The sequence below is a fragment of the Corallococcus sp. RDP092CA genome, assembly GCF_041903675.1.
In the GTDB taxonomy this organism is placed as follows: Bacteria; Myxococcota; Myxococcia; order Myxococcales; family Myxococcaceae; genus Corallococcus.
On record NZ_JAYESI010000002.1, the window covers coordinates 280,026 to 294,071 of the forward strand.

Sequence of the window (14,046 nt, forward strand, 5' to 3'; positions counted from 1 at the left end):
GAGCGTCAGTATACCCACGCCCTCAGGACCCCGCCCGGGGCCAGAAGGCCCCGGTGGGGCGGCCCGGGGGCTGGAGCCAGACGGACTCCAGGAAGCGCACCGCGTTCTGATCCGCCCGGTCGTTCCGGGTGAACATCGCCTGCGCGCTCGCGAGCACCGCCAGCGTGGCGAGCCCCGCCGCCCAGGCCGCGGGCGCCGGCGCGCGTCCGTCCGCGTCGCGGCCCAGGGCGCCGAAGACGGAGGCCGCCACGGCGACGAGCGCCGCGAACAGCACCGCGCCCGCCAGGGCCGTGGGCAGCCCCGCGAAGGCGAGGAGGTTGGGCGGGTGGTAGCCGTCCAGGAGGAGCGGCCGGGCCAGCCCGAGCACGGGGGTGGAGACGTCGTCGGGGATGTAGTTGACGAAGGTGGCCAGGCCCGTGACGAGCACGGACGCCGCGCACAGCATGGCCGCGATGCCGGACAGCACCGGCCTGCCCGCGCCGCGCAGCCGCTCCAGCGCCAGGCCCGCGGGCAGGAGCAGGAAGGGCACCAGCCCCGTGAGGTGCCGGGGCCCCGTCGTCCAGCCCCACGAGTCGTAGGTGAACGACGAGGTGAAGTACGTGTAGCCGGCGAGCGTCGCCGCGGACATCCAGAAGAGGGCGCGCGCCTCCGGGGACGTGCGGCCCAGGCGCTTGAGCAGCCCGAGCCCGGGCAGCGCGAGCAAGAGGAACGGCGACAGGGTGAAGAGGCCCCGCAGCGGGGAGAAGAACGACAGCGTGAAGGCGCGCGGATCCGGCGTGCGGATGCCCAGGAAGCCGCCCAGGTGCCACGGCTGGTAGGCCGCGTCGTTGAGGTGCTTGTAGCCCGTCTCCAGCGGGTGGCCGAAGGTGGCCTGGTGGTAGAGCCCCAGCGCCACGACGAAGGGCAGCGCGCCCAGCACGGCGAGCCCCGTGGCCCGGCCCAGCTTCTTGAGCCGCGCGGCCCAGGGCTCCGGCGTGCCCAGCACGGTGAGGACGGCGTAGAGGATGAGGCCCAGCACGCCCAGCGCGCCGGTGTACTCGGCGGCGACGGTGGCGCCCGCGCCCGCGCCGGCCAGCACGTAGCCGCGCTCGCGCCACTCGCCCCGCGCCAGGCGCCAGAGCGCGTAGAAGCCGGCGAAGAGCAGCACCGCCGTCGTCTGGTGGCTCATGAAGAGCAGCGAGTAGCTGAACGCGAGCGAGCCCAGCGCGTACGTCACCGTGACCCCGTCCGCGACGACGGGCGACAGGAACGCGCGCAGGAAGCGGCGCAGCAGCCACAGGAGCCCCAGCGTGGGCAGCACCGTGAGGAAGAGGCGGCTGAAGAAGACGAGCGGCACCTCCGGCACGGCGTAGCGGTGGCCGCCGCCCACGACCCGCAGGGCCGCGTACACGGGCACCGCGGCGAAGGACAGCAGCGGCGCCTTGGACGGGTAGTAGCGCCCGTCCATCACCGACAGGTCGCCCACCGGGCCGTAGTCGCGCAGGGCCCGGTTGAGCTCCAGCGTGCCGTCCTCCACCAGGGCGCGCGTCTGCCACAGGCGGCACAGCTCGTTGGGCGAGCGCAGGCCCGGGTGGTACGGGAAGAGGAGCACGTAGAGCGCCGCCACCGCGGCCCACACCGCCCTCGGCAGGCCCGGGGCGCGAGGCACGGGCGCCACGCCAGGTGGCGCCGGGGCCGCTTCGACGGGCGGCGGGGAGGAGTCGGGCGCGGCGCTCACGCGGGCGTCAGACGGCCCGGCCGACGGCGAACAGGCTCATGCCCACGGGCAGCTTCACCTGGCGCTCGGCCTGGGCGAACAGGGGGGCCAGCGTGTCGTAGAGCTTGAGCTGGAGCTTGGGCACCGCGCGGCGGCGCAGCAGGCGGCTGTTGACGAACCAGCCCGGCAGGCCCACCAGGTTCATCCACTCCAGCGTGTCCACGCGGAAGCCGTTCTCCTCCAGCACCGCGCGCAGGGTCTCCGGCGTGTAGCGGCGGTAGTGGCCCACGGCCTCGTCGATGGCGCCGAACAGCTGCGGCAGCGCCGGCACGAGGATGAGCACGCGGCCGTCCGGCTGGAGGATCTGGCGGAAGCGGCGCACCGCGGACGCGTCGTCCGGGATGTGCTCCAGCACGTTGGACAGCACGATGGTGTCCAGGTTCTCCGCCTTGAGCGACTCCCAGTCCGCCAGCGCCACGTCGGACAGGTAGGGGCGCACGTGGGGCTTGCCGCGGAACATGTTCTTCAGGCGGTCCACGTAGAAGCGCTCCACCTCCAGCGCGACCAGGTGCTCCGCGCCGCCCTCCAATTCGCGGGTGATGGTGCCGATGCCGGCGCCAATCTCCAGCACGCGGCGGCCCATGTGCTCGCGGAAGCGGCGGCCCAGCCACTGGTTGTAGTGGGTGGCGCCGTCCATGCGCTCCAGGGTGGAGTAGCCCTCGTGCTGGTTGTCCGCGTCGTCGCGCACGGTGGCGTAGCGCACCAGCGTGCGCAGGCGGGCCAGGTGCGCGGAGGCCGGGCGGCGCGGCACGGCCTGCAGCGGCGGCAGCGGCACCTCCGTGAGGCGGAAGAGCTGCGCGGCCATCTTCACCACCAGCTCCGCGTCCACCGAGTCGTCGTCGCTGGTGAGCTGGATGGAGCGCAGCGCCTCCGTGCGGAAGGCGCGCAGGCCGGTGAGCGGATCCGTCAGGGCCACGTCGGTGACGAAGCGGGTGATGCCGCCCAGCGCGCGCTCGGCCACCATCTCCGGCGACATGCCGGGGCGCCGGCCGAAGACGCCGTCCGCGGTGTCGTCGCGCAGGGGCTGCACCAGGGCGTCGTAGGTGTCCGGCGAGTAGGCGGCGTCGGGGTCCTGGAGCACCGTGTGGGCGCCGGTGACGTGGGGCAGCGCGGCGCGGATGGCCGCGCCCTTGCCTCCCTGGGCGGCGAGGACGTGGACGTTGGGACCGGGCGTGACATCCACAGGGCCTTCACCCGCGAGGACGACCTGGGCCTGGCCGGACAGCGCGTTGGCGAACCGGGCGGCGGCGGCGGCGGTGGCGGGGTTGAAGGGCAGGACGACGGAGAGTGCAGGAACCATGGCGCCGCTCACTACCACAGGCGCTTCCGGGGTGCGCGTTGGCGGACCGGATTGGATGGAAGGGGGGCGTCCAGGCGGCGTCCGTCGGATGGACAACCTTCCCCTCCCGTTGCACGCTCCCGCCGTTGTTTCCCCCAGCGTGATGTGGGTGCAGGTCGGGTCCGGACGTATTCGGGCCGGTGGAGACCGCCCGCGGCAGCCACTTCCGGAGAGACGTGACGTGGAAGGAACGGTGTTGGACCCGGCCGGTGGGGCTCCCGGCGCGACGTCCGCGAGCGTGCTGTACCGGCTGCGGGGCGTGTGGCGCCGGCGGTGGGTGATGCTCGGGGTGGCGCTGGGGGTCACCGCGCTCACGGCGGCGTGGACGCTGCGGCAGCCGCGCGTCTATTCGGCCAGCACCTCGCTCATCATCGACGTCACCGCGCCCCGCATCCTGGACGGCGAGGTGAAGGAGGTGATGGGGGAGGAGCGCAGCAACTACTGGTTCAACAAGGAGTACTACGCCACGCAGAGCGAGATCATCACCTCGCGCGCGGTGGCCAGCCGCGTGGTGGACCGGCTGGGGCTGTCGAAGGACGCGGCCTTCCTGGGGCTGCCCGCGAGCCAGGACCCGGCGGAGCGCGCGAAGGCGCTGGAGGACGCGGACGCGGTGGGGCTGCTGCGCTCGCGCATCCAGGTGATGCCCGGCAAGGACTCGCGGGTGATGAACATCGGGGTGGAGGACGCGGACCCGGTGCGCGCGGCGCTGCTCTCCAACGAGGTGGCCGCCGCGTACATGGCGGAGAACCTGGCGCTCAAGCTGCGCACCACGGAGGAGGCGCGCACGTGGCTGGAGGGGCGCCTGGACGAGCTGGGCCGCCAGTCCAAGAGCGATGAGCTGGCCGTCTATGACCTGAAGAAGGACGCGGACATGCTGTCCACGTCGCTGGAGTCGCGGCTGTCCATCGTCAGCGAGCGGATCAACTCCTACAACCTGAAGCTCACCGAGGTGCGCACGCGCATCGCGGCGCTCCAGGCGCGCGTGGACGCCATCCACCGGCTGCGCAAGGACGCCGGCAACGACGAGACGTGGGCGGAGGCGGTGCCCGGCGCGAAGGACGGCCCCATCCAGGACCTGAAGTCGCGCTACGGCGAGCAGAAGGCCGCCTGCGCGGAGCTGACCGAGCGCTACCTGCCGGAGCACCCGAAGCTGCTGGAGTGCAACCGCAAGCTGGAGGTCGTGCGCGCGGACCTGCTCAAGAGCCTGACCAACGTGGTGCGCTCGGCGGAGACGCAGCTGGCGGAGGCGCAGGGCGAGGAGAAGAACCTCAACAAGCTCCTGGACGAGACCAAGGCCGAGGCCTTCCAGGTGAACAAGAAGGCCATCGAGTACGGCCGGCTCCAGCGCGAGTCGGACAACACGCAGCGCCTGTACGAGCTGGTGCTCAAGCGGCTGAAGGACATCGAGCTGTCGGGGCTCCTGCGCACGAGCAACGTGCGCGTGCTGGACGCGGCGCAGCCGGTGATGGTGCCGGTGCGGCCGCACACGCGGCGCAACCTGCTGGTGGGCTGGGTGATGGGGCTGCTGCTGGGGCTGGGCGTGGCGCTGTTCCTGGAGATGCTGGAGAACAGCGTCGCGTCGCAGGCGGACGTGGAGGACGTGCTGGGCCTGGCGTTCCTGGGCGTGGTGCCGCGCATGGAGGCGACGAAGTCTCCGGGCGACCGCGACCTGTACGTGCACCGCGCGCCGCGCTCGGCGGTGGCGGAGTGCTGCCGCGCGGTGCGCACGAACCTGTTGTTCATGTCGCCGGACCACCCGTGCAAGACGCTGGTGGTGACGTCCAGCGGGCCTCAAGAAGGCAAGTCCACCACGTGCATCAACCTGGGCGTGGCCATGGCCCAGAGCGGCAACCGCGTGCTGCTCCTGGACACGGACATGCGCAGGCCCCGGCTGCACCGCGCGTTCGGCGTGCCCAATGACCTGGGCATCAGCTCGCTGGTGGTGGGCGAGGGCTCGCTGGACAAGGCGGTGAAGAGCACGGAGGTGCCCAACCTCTTCGTGCTGCCGTGTGGCCCGCTGCCGCCGAACCCCGCGGAGCTGCTGCACACGCGCGCCTTCAAGGAGCTGCTGCGCGCGGCGGGGGAGAGGTTCGACCGCGTCATCCTGGACAGCCCGCCGCTCAACGCGGTGGTGGACGCGGCGGTGCTGGCCACGCAGGCGGACGGCGTGGTGATGGTGCTCAAGGCGGGGCGGACGGACCGGGGCGCGGCGAAGCGCGCGCTGCGCTCGCTGGCGGACGTGCAGGCGCGGATGTTCGGCGCCATCCTCAACGACGTGGACCTGCGGCAGCCGCGCTACGGCGACACGTACCTGGGCTACCAGGGCTATGGCCCGACGCAGGACGAGCCCAAGGGCGGGGTGGCGCCGTCGTGAAGGGCGCGGGCCTGCGGGTGCTGCACCTGGGGAAGTTCTACCCTCCGGCCTCCGGTGGCATGGAGGCGCACGTGCGCACGCTGGCGCTGGCGCAGGCGGCGCTGGGCGCGCAGGTGGAGGTGCTGTGCGCGAACCACTCGGTGGACGGCACCGGCACGAGCCACGAGTTCCACGGGCGCAGTCCCACGCGCGAGGACTGGGACGGGCCCGTGCGCGTGGTGCGCCTGGGCCGGCTCGCGTCGGTGGCGCGCATGGACGTGATGCCGTCGCTGCCGCTCGTGCTCCGGCGGGCGCTGGCGTGGGGCGTGGACGTGGTGCACCTGCACGTGCCCAACCCGAGCATGGTGCTGGCGCTGGACGCGGTGCCTCGCCTGCCCGCGGTGGTGGTGACGCACCAGAGCGACGTCATCCGGCAGAAGGTCGCGGGCGCGCTGTTCCGTCCCTTCGAGTGGATGCTGTACTCGCGCGCGGCGCGGCTCCTGGCCACGAGCGAGGCCTACGTGCGCGGCTCTTCGCTCCTGTCCACGTTCAGGTCGAAGGTCCGCATCCTGCCGCTGGGCATCGAGCTGGATGCGTACCTGCATCCCTCCGCGGAGGCGCGCGAGGCCCAGGCGCGGTGGACGGCGGTGGCGGCGGGCGGGCCGCTGTGGCTGATGGTGGGCCGGCTCGTCTACTACAAGGGCTTGTTCACGGCGCTGGAGGCGCTGGCGCACGCGCCGGGGCGGCTGGTCATCGTGGGCGAGGGGCCGCTGGCCGAGGAGGGCCGTGCGCGGGCCCGGGCGCTGGGCATCGAGGACCGGGTGACGTGGGCGGGGTATCTGTCGCCGGAGGCGCTCTCGGGTGCGTACCGGGCCGCGACGGCCCTGTGGTTCCCGAGCAACGCGCGCAGCGAGTCGTATGGCCTGTCGCAGGTGGAGGCGCTGGCGAGCGGACTGCCCGTGCTCAACACCGCCGTGCCGGACTCCGGCGTCTCGTGGGTGAGCCTGCACGAGCGCACCGGGCTCACCGTGCCGGTGGGGGATGCGCTGGCGCTGGCGGCGGCGGCGCGGCGGCTGGTGGAGGAGCCGGGCCTGCGGGAGCGGCTGTCGCGGGGAGCGCAGGAGCGTGCGAGGGCGGAGTTCGCCCATGACGTGATGGCGTCGCGCAGCCTGGACCTGTACGCGGAAGTGCTTGGACGCCGGCCCGTGGCGGAGGACCGGGGCGATGCCTCCGTCCGGCACGTCGCGGGCGGGCGCTGAGGGGCCGCACATGCACGGGGTTCGCGAGACCCGCGGCGAGCGTGGTGGTGGCGCGGAGGGTGGAGGCAGCTCCTCGCGTGAGCCGTATGCGTCAGGGGCTGCTCCGCTTCGCGTGCTGCACGTGTCCAGCGGAAACCTCTACGGTGGCGTCGAGACGCTGCTGCGCACGCTGGCGCTCACGTGCGCGGACCGGGAGGGCGGCGCGGTGCACGCGTTCGCGCTCTGCTTCGAGGGACGCATCGCGGAGGAGCTTCGCGCGGTGGGTGCACCCCTGACGTTGCTGGGGCCGGCGAAGGTGAGCCGTCCCTGGCGCGTGTGGGAGGCCCGGCGCTCGCTGGGGGCGCTGCTCCAGCGGGAGGCGTTCGACGCGGTGGTGTGTCACGCGGCGTGGCCCCAGGCCCTCTTCGGGCCGGTGGCGCGCGCGGCCGGTGTCCCGCTGATCTTCTTCCAGCACGACGCGCTGTCGGGCTCGCACTGGGTGGAGCGGTGGGCCCGGGTCACCTCGCCGGACCTGGCGCTGTGCAACAGCCGCTACACGGCGAGCACGCTTTCGAGCGTGTACCCGCGCACGCCGTTCAGCGTGCTCCATCCTCCCGTCCGCGACGGAGGCCCTGGGCTCACAGCTTCCGAGCGCGCGTCGCTCCGAGGCGAGCTGGGCGCGGACGCGGCGGAGGTCGTCATCGTGCAAGCCAGCCGCATGCAGGAGTGGAAGGGGCAGCGGCTGCTCCTCGAGGCGCTGGGCCGGCTGCGCCAGGTGCCTCGCTGGAAGGCGTGGCTCGCTGGCGGCGCGCAGCGTCCCGAAGAGGTCGCCTACGAAGAGGGCCTGAAGGCCCAGGCCTCGGCTCTCGGGCTCGGGGACCGCGTGCGCTTCCTGGGGCAGCGCTCGGATGTGCCCCGGCTGCTGCGCGCGGCGGAGGTGCACTGTCAGCCCAACACCGGACCGGAGCCCTTCGGTCTGGCGTTCGTGGAGGCGCTCTACGCCGGGCTTCCCGTGGTCACCACCGCGCTGGGCGGACCGCTGGAGCTCGTCGATGCGTCTTGCGGCGTGCTCGTGCCTCCGGAGCCGGAGGCCCTGGCCCAGGCGCTGCGCGCGCTCATCGGCGATGAGGCGGCTCGACGGAGGCTGGGCGGCAACGGCCCCTCTCGCGCGCGGGCGCTGAGCGATCCGGCCGAGTTCCTGGAGGGAGTGGAGGACGCGGTGCGCTCCGTGCTCCGGGGAGCTGCTCCGTGAAGGAGGCCCGCTCCGCGGCTGGCCCGCGCCCGCAGCTCCGGGGCCCTGGCGTGCTGCACCAGCGCTACGTGCGCCGTGTGCCGCAGCCCGCGACAACGCAGGCCGTGCCCACGCCGGCGCCAGCGTCACCGGGACTGCTGGGGTCGGGTCACGTGGTCGTGGCGTTCATCGCGCTGCTCTTCGTCTGCCAGCTCGCGCTGCTGGTCGAGGCGCTGGCGCCGGTGCGCGTGGTGTTCCGCATCCTGTCGTTCGGCACGAGCCTGGCGCTGCTGGTGCTGGTGAAGGGCCAGCGCCTCAAGCATCCGGCGATGCCCTTCCTGCTCGCGTCGGCGGGGCTCACCGCGCTGAACTTCTTCCATCCCGGCACCAACACCCCGCTCGCGGCGGCCGCGCAGATGGGCATCCAGGTGTCCGTGTTCGCGCCCCTCTTCTGGGCGAGCCGCCTGCGCATCGACGCGAAGATGTTCGGACGCGTCGTCCTGCTGCTCTTCCTGTTCAACGCGGCGAGCGCCTCGCTGGGCATCCTCCAGGTGACCTTCCCCGGACGCTTCCAGCCCGCGCTGTCCGCCATGGTCGAGAGCCAGGGCGAGGGCTACGTGCGCAGCCTCCAGTTCGAGACCGCGAGCGGCGCGCGCGTGTTCCGCCCCATGGGCCTGACGGACGTCCCGGGCGGCGCCTCCTCCGGCGCCTTCTACTCGGTGCTGCTGGGCGGGGCCCTGCTGCTCAGTCGCCAGGGCATGGCTCGCAAGGCGCTGGGCGCGGCGGGCATCTGCGTCGGGCTCATCTGTCTCTATCTGGGCCAGGTGCGCGTCGCGGCGGTGACGCTGCTGGTGTGCATGGCCGCCATGGCGCTGGTGCTCACCGTGAGCGGCCGGTGGGGGCGGCTCGTGACGCTGGCCGCGGTCGTGGGCGGCTTCGCGGTGGTGGCGTTCGGCTGGGCCGTGGCGGTCGGCGGCGACGCGGTGCTCTCCCGGTGGAGCACGCTCACCGCGTCCAACCCTTCGCAGGTGTATCAAGCCAACCGGGGCCGCTTCCTCGACGAGACCTTCGACGTGGTGCTCCCGGAGTTCCCCCTGGGCGCGGGCCTGGGCCGCTATGGCATGGCCAACGCGTACTTCGGCGACAACACCGACCGCGCGAGCCCTCCGCTCTGGGCCGAGATCCAGTGGACCGCCTGGGCCTATGACGGTGGATGGCTGGGGCTGGTCTGCTATCCGCTCGCGCTGCTGGCGACGTTGGGGTGGGGCTTCCAGGTGGCGCGGCGCCGCGATGATTCAGCGGGCGAGTTCTGGCTCTGGGGCAGCCTCCTCTTCGCGTATGACCTGGGCGCGATCGCGCAGACCTTCAGCTATCAGTTCTTCATGAGCCAGATGGGCATGGAGTTCTGGCTGCTCAACGCGGCCTTCTTCAGCGCGTACTGGAACCGGAATGCGGCCCTACACCCTCATCAGCGGTGACTTCGTCTCCACCGGAGGCATGGACCGGGCGAACCTCGCGCTGGCGGACTGGCTCGCGCGGCAGGGGGGGCCGGTGCGGCTGGTGGCGCACCGGGTGGAGGACTCGCTCCTGCGCTACCCCAACGTGCACTTCGTCCGCGTGCCCAAGCCCGCGAACGCGTACCTGCTGGGCGAGCCCCTGCTGGATGCCGTGGGGCGCTTCTGGGCCGCGCGCACGTTGGCGCAGGGCGGACAGGTGGTGGCCAACGGCGGCAACTGCGAGGTGGCCGCCGCCAACTGGGTCCACTACGTCCACGCCGCGCATGCGCCCGAGCCCGTGGGCAGTCCGCTGCGCAGGCTGAAGGGCCACGTGAGCCACCGGCTGCACCTGCGCGGCGAACTGCGCGCGCTGCGCCGGGCGCGGATCATCCTGGCGAACTCGGAGCGCACCCGGCGGGACCTGCTGGCCGCCACCGGCGTGGAGGCAGCCCGCGTCCACGTCGTGTACCTGGGCGGCGACCCGACGCGCTTTCCGCCCACGTCTCCGTCGCTTCGGCGCGAGGCGCGGGCGTCCCTGGGGTGGGCTCAGGAGCGCCGGGCGGCGCTGTTCGTGGGCGCGCTGGGCGACCGGCGCAAGGGCTTCGACACGCTCTTCCACGCGTGGGCGCGGCTGTGCGCGCGGCGCGAGTGGGACGTGGACCTGGTGGTGGCGGGGACGGGCGCGCAGCGGGAGCGCTGGGAGCGCGCGGCGCGTGAGCAGGGCCTGGGCGAGCGGATCCGCTTCCTGGGCTTCCGCGACGACGTGCCCCGCCTGCTGGCCGCCGCGGACCTGCTGGTGGCCCCCACGCGCTACGAGTCCTATGGCCTGGGCGTGCACGAGGCGCTGTGCGTGGGCATCCCCGCGCTGGTGAGCCGCGCGGCCGGCGTGGCGGAGCGCTACCCCGCCTCGCTCCAGGGGCTGCTGCTGGATGACCCCGAGGACTCGGGCGAGCTGGTGCGGCGCCTGGGGGAATGGCGGGCGCGGGGCGGGGACTGGGGGCCCGCGGTGGCGTCGCTGTCGTCGGAGCTGCGCGCCTGGACGTGGGACGCGATGGCGGCGGCGGTGGTGGCCCGGCTGGAGGCCTGAGCCTCAGCTCCCTCGTTGGAGCACCTGGTCGAAGAAGTCGAGGTGTGCCTTCGCGACCACAGGCCAGGCGAAGCGGGACACGGCGCGCTCCCGGCCTCGCGCGCTCAGGTCCTGACGTTGCGCGGGGCTCTCCAGCAGCTCCGCGAGCGCGGTGGTCCATGCCGGAGCGTAGGACTCCGGCAGGATGCGCCCGGCATCGCCCACGGTGTGCGGAATCTCCCCGGAGTCGCTGGCGAGCACGGGCACGCCACACGCGAAGGCCTCCGCGAGCATGCGGCCGAACTGCTCCTTCCACGCGGGCGTCGTCTGGCTGGGCGCGCAGAGCACGTCCATGGCGTTGAGCGCGCGCGGCACCTCCGCGTGCTTCACGCCAGTGACGACGCGCACCCGGTCTCCGTGGCGCGCGGCCCAGGCGCGCAGGTCCGACTCCAGGGGACCGCCGCCGACGAAGAGGGCGCGCCAGGGCGTCTGTAATCCGTTGAGCGCATCCATCAGGAGGCGCAGGCCCTTCTCCGGCACGAAGCGGCCCAGGTAGCCCACCACGGGGGGGCCTTCGGACTTCCAGCCCAGGCCTTCATGGAACGCTCGGCCCGCGTCCGGATCCGGACGGAAGTGCTCCACGTCCACGCCCACGGGGATGAAGTTCGAGGGTCGCTGCGCGTAGCCGGGACGGGCCATGAGCGTGTCGTGCACCGTCTGGCCCCAGGCGATCCACCCGGCGGCGCGGCGCACGACGAAGCGCTCCGCCTGCGCGAAGGGGGGCGGGTAGCGCTTGGCCAGGTTCTGGAACGTGCAGAAGACGAGCGGCACGTGGCGCGGCGTCAGGAGCGCCACCTCCAGGCCGGAGAAGACGTAGGGCTCCTCCCACAGGTGCACCAGGTCCACGCCCCGCGACAGTCGGGCGCGCAGCTCCGGTCCGTAGACGAAGCCGTGCAGCGAGCGGCTGAAGAACGCGCGCACGCCCTCCAGGTTCACGGCCTCGCTGGGGTCTCGCTGGAGCACCAGCGGGCCCAGGTCCCCGTGGAAGGACTTGGGCGCCACGGCGGTGACGTCCCAGCGTCCCGCGCCCACGCGGGACATCTCGTTGGCCAGCCGCCGGTTGAGGGTGACGACGTAGGAGTGCGAGACGGTGACGAGCTTCCGGGGACGCATCATGAGTGCCCTCGCGCGGGGACGAGGCTCCGGTACACGGCGAGGATGTCCCGGGCATAGCGCTCGCGGGAGAAGCGGCGCACGGCGGTGTCGCGGGCCGCCCGGGCGAGGGCGTCTCGCAAGGCGGTGTCCTCCAGCAGCCGGCGCAGGGCCTTGGCGAGCGTGTTCGCGTTGCCGGGTTCGATGGCCAGGACGTCCGCGCCATCTCGCAGCGCTTCGGCGGCGCCGCTCGATTGGGAGACGACGGCGGCCCGGCCGCAGGCGAGCGCCTCCGCGATGGTGAGGCCGAAGGGCTCGCGGCGGGTGCTCGCGTGCACGAAGACGTCCAGGGCCCGGTAGACGCGGGCGGGCTCGGGCTGGAAGGGCACGAGGCCCACGCGGCCAGTGAGGCCGTGGCGCTCCACCTGTTCACGGAGCTCGGCCTCGGTGAACTGTGAACCGGCGGTGCGGTAGAGCGGCGCGCCGACCAGGTAGAAGCGCACGGGCAGGGATGGTGCTTCACGCGTCAACCGCGCGGCGGCCTCCAGGAAGACGTCGTGGCCCTTCCAGCGCGCATACGTGGCCACCAGCCCCACGCGCAGCGTGCCCGGAGGCGCGGGCGGCAGCGCGGCCAGTGCATCCAGGTTCGCGCCGTCACCGGGCGCGGGAGAGAACCGCTCCACGTCCACGCCATTGGGCACGACATGCACGGGCACGTTCCGGAGCACCGCGCGCGCGTCGTCGCCCACGGCGTGGGAGTTCGCGATGGCGGCCGAGGCCAGCGGATGCAGGCCGGAGAGCGCGCGCCGCACGAGCGGACGCTCGCCGAGGAAGTCGTGCACGTGCCACACGCGCGGCGCTGCCAGCCCGACCGTGGCCGCGCTCAGCAGGTGCGTCTTGATGCCATTGGAGTGCAGCAGGTCCGGTGCCGCATCCCGCACCGCGCGTCTCAAGTCGAGGCCGTAGCGGCCCAGCAGCAGGGGCGTGGGGGCCAGCTCGCGCGTGAAGCGCCAGAGCGCCGCGCCGCCCTGTTCCCGCAGGCCGCTGTCCCCGAGCGCGGAGAGGCGGTCAGGCAGGGCGAGCACCCGCGCCTCCACGCCGAGCCCCCGAGCCGTCTCCACGAGCGGCCCGTCCGTGCCCGCGAGGAGGTGCAGCGACAGGCCGGGCTCCAGCGTGCGCAGGCACGCGAGGAGGTCCACGAGTGCGCGCTCGGCACCGCCCAGGATACCCACGGGGTTGAGGAACAGGATCCGCACGCGGACCCGACCGAATCAGACCCGCCCGGGGCGGTCAAGGCGATGCAGGTACGCATCCAGCACGGTGCGCGCATGGGCGCCCCAGGTGAAGCGCGCGGCCCGCGCATGCCGCGTCTCCGCCGATGGCGTGGGCCCGTGACCCGTGAGCAGTGCATCCACCGTCTCCGCCCATGCGGCCACGTCGCCCACCGGGCAGTACGTGCACGCGTCCGCGCCCACTTCGCGCAGCACCGGCAGGTCGCTGGCCACCACCGGGACGCCACACGCCAGCGCTTCGATGACGGGCAGGCCGAAGCCCTCCGCGTCGCTGGGCACCAGCACCGCGCGGGCGCGGCGGTACATGCCCGCGAGCGTGGCCCGCTCCTGCCGGGGTGGTTGCAGCAGCGCGTCCTTCAGTCCGAGCCGTGTCACCTGCGCCTGCTGGGCCGCGTCCAGCTCGCCGCCCTGCTGCACCAGCATGAGGTCCGGGTGGCGGGCTCTCAGGGCAGCGAAGACGTCGAAGAGCACGTCCAGGCGCTTGCGACGGATGGCGCTGCCCACGTGCAGCAGATAGGGCCGGCCCTCCAGCGGCGCGAGCACCGCGTCGCTGTCGTCTCCATGGACGGGTTCGAGCCGGTACTCGGGTGATACGCCGTAGGGCGCCCAGACCAGTCGCTCGGGAGGCACCACGCCGTGCGCGAGCAGTTCATCGCGGACCTGCTGCGTGCTGTGGAAGACGATGGCCGCGCGCTCCAATCCCTTGAGCGTCGCGCGAGCCATCATGCGGAACCACGTGGGGCGTGGTTCACGGTGGGGCTCCAGGACGGAGCGGAAGGCATCCAGGTCATGGCAGAAGACGCCGGTGCGCTCCGCGGGCAGCGCGTGGACGAGCTGCGCGTAGGTGTGGTCCACGACGTGGAACGCATCGTGGCCCAGGCGCTCCCGCAGCAGCCGCGCGGGATAGAGGCCGAAGCGCGTGAGCAGCCGGTCCGCGTTGAAGGCGGCCTTGCGGCTTCCCACGCGGGGCAGGGCGCGCACGGCGTGAGGGATGGACGGCCGCACGCGGGTGACGTCGACCTCGGCGGGAAACGCCGCGAGGCCGTCCGCGAGCGCCTCGCCCACCAGGTCCATGCTGGGCCAGCCCTCCTCGCGCGGATCCATCAGGACCTTCAACCGCAAG

At 73.2% G+C, this 14,046-nt stretch carries 10 protein-coding genes; 5 read left to right on the top strand and 5 right to left on the bottom strand.

Going from position 1 to position 14,046, the window contains the following annotated elements:
* Positions 1 to 22 precede the first annotated feature (22 nt).
* Entirely contained in the window at positions 23 to 1,648 is a 1,626-nt protein-coding gene (locus tag U8525_RS03410) for a hypothetical protein (RefSeq protein ID WP_374261088.1), read from the bottom strand.
* A 76-nt stretch (positions 1,649 to 1,724) separates the two neighbouring features.
* Complete coding sequence (locus tag U8525_RS03415; RefSeq protein WP_374261090.1) at positions 1,725 to 3,056, bottom strand: methyltransferase domain-containing protein; 1,332 nt, start codon at positions 3,054 to 3,056, stop codon at positions 1,725 to 1,727.
* 220 nt (positions 3,057 to 3,276) lie between these two features.
* On the opposite strand from U8525_RS03415, the gene U8525_RS03420 reads away from it, so the two are divergent.
* Genes U8525_RS03420 through U8525_RS03440 form a run of 5 tightly spaced genes read left to right on the top strand, consistent with a single transcriptional unit; the run spans position 3,277 to position 10,500 of the window.
* Positions 3,277 to 5,469, top strand: coding sequence for a GumC family protein (locus U8525_RS03420; RefSeq protein WP_374261093.1), 2,193 nt, complete (start codon positions 3,277 to 3,279; stop codon positions 5,467 to 5,469).
* The gene (locus U8525_RS03425; RefSeq protein WP_374261095.1) at positions 5,466 to 6,707 is read left to right on the top strand and encodes a glycosyltransferase; all 1,242 of its coding nucleotides are present in this window, start codon (positions 5,466 to 5,468) and stop codon (positions 6,705 to 6,707) included. The genes U8525_RS03420 and U8525_RS03425 overlap by 4 nt, the downstream gene beginning before the upstream one ends.
* A 10-nt stretch (positions 6,708 to 6,717) precedes the next feature.
* Positions 6,718 to 7,938, top strand: a complete 1,221-nt coding sequence (locus U8525_RS03430; protein ID WP_374261097.1) for a glycosyltransferase family 4 protein — start codon at positions 6,718 to 6,720, stop codon at positions 7,936 to 7,938.
* Complete coding sequence (locus U8525_RS03435) at positions 7,935 to 9,395, top strand: O-antigen ligase family protein (RefSeq protein WP_374261099.1); 1,461 nt, start codon at positions 7,935 to 7,937, stop codon at positions 9,393 to 9,395. Before U8525_RS03430 ends, U8525_RS03435 begins: the two co-directional genes overlap by 4 nt.
* A 19-nt stretch (positions 9,396 to 9,414) precedes the next feature.
* Positions 9,415 to 10,500, top strand: a complete 1,086-nt coding sequence (locus U8525_RS03440) for a glycosyltransferase family 4 protein (protein ID WP_374261500.1) — start codon at positions 9,415 to 9,417, stop codon at positions 10,498 to 10,500.
* 3 nt (positions 10,501 to 10,503) lie between these two features.
* Here U8525_RS03440 and U8525_RS03445 read toward each other — a convergent pair whose 3' ends face one another.
* From U8525_RS03445 to U8525_RS03455, 3 genes are read right to left on the bottom strand one after another with little or no spacing between them, the layout of a single operon-like run.
* The gene (locus tag U8525_RS03445) at positions 10,504 to 11,655 is read right to left on the bottom strand and encodes a glycosyltransferase family 4 protein (RefSeq protein WP_374261101.1); all 1,152 of its coding nucleotides are present in this window, start codon (positions 11,653 to 11,655) and stop codon (positions 10,504 to 10,506) included.
* The gene (locus U8525_RS03450; RefSeq protein WP_374261103.1) at positions 11,652 to 12,887 is read right to left on the bottom strand and encodes a glycosyltransferase family 4 protein; all 1,236 of its coding nucleotides are present in this window, start codon (positions 12,885 to 12,887) and stop codon (positions 11,652 to 11,654) included. The genes U8525_RS03445 and U8525_RS03450 overlap by 4 nt, the downstream gene beginning before the upstream one ends.
* A gap of 15 nt (positions 12,888 to 12,902) precedes the next feature.
* On the bottom strand, positions 12,903 to 14,027 hold the full coding sequence (locus U8525_RS03455; RefSeq protein ID WP_374261502.1) for a glycosyltransferase family 4 protein: 1,125 nt from the start codon (positions 14,025 to 14,027) through the stop codon (positions 12,903 to 12,905).
* Positions 14,028 to 14,046: the final 19 nt, after the last annotated feature.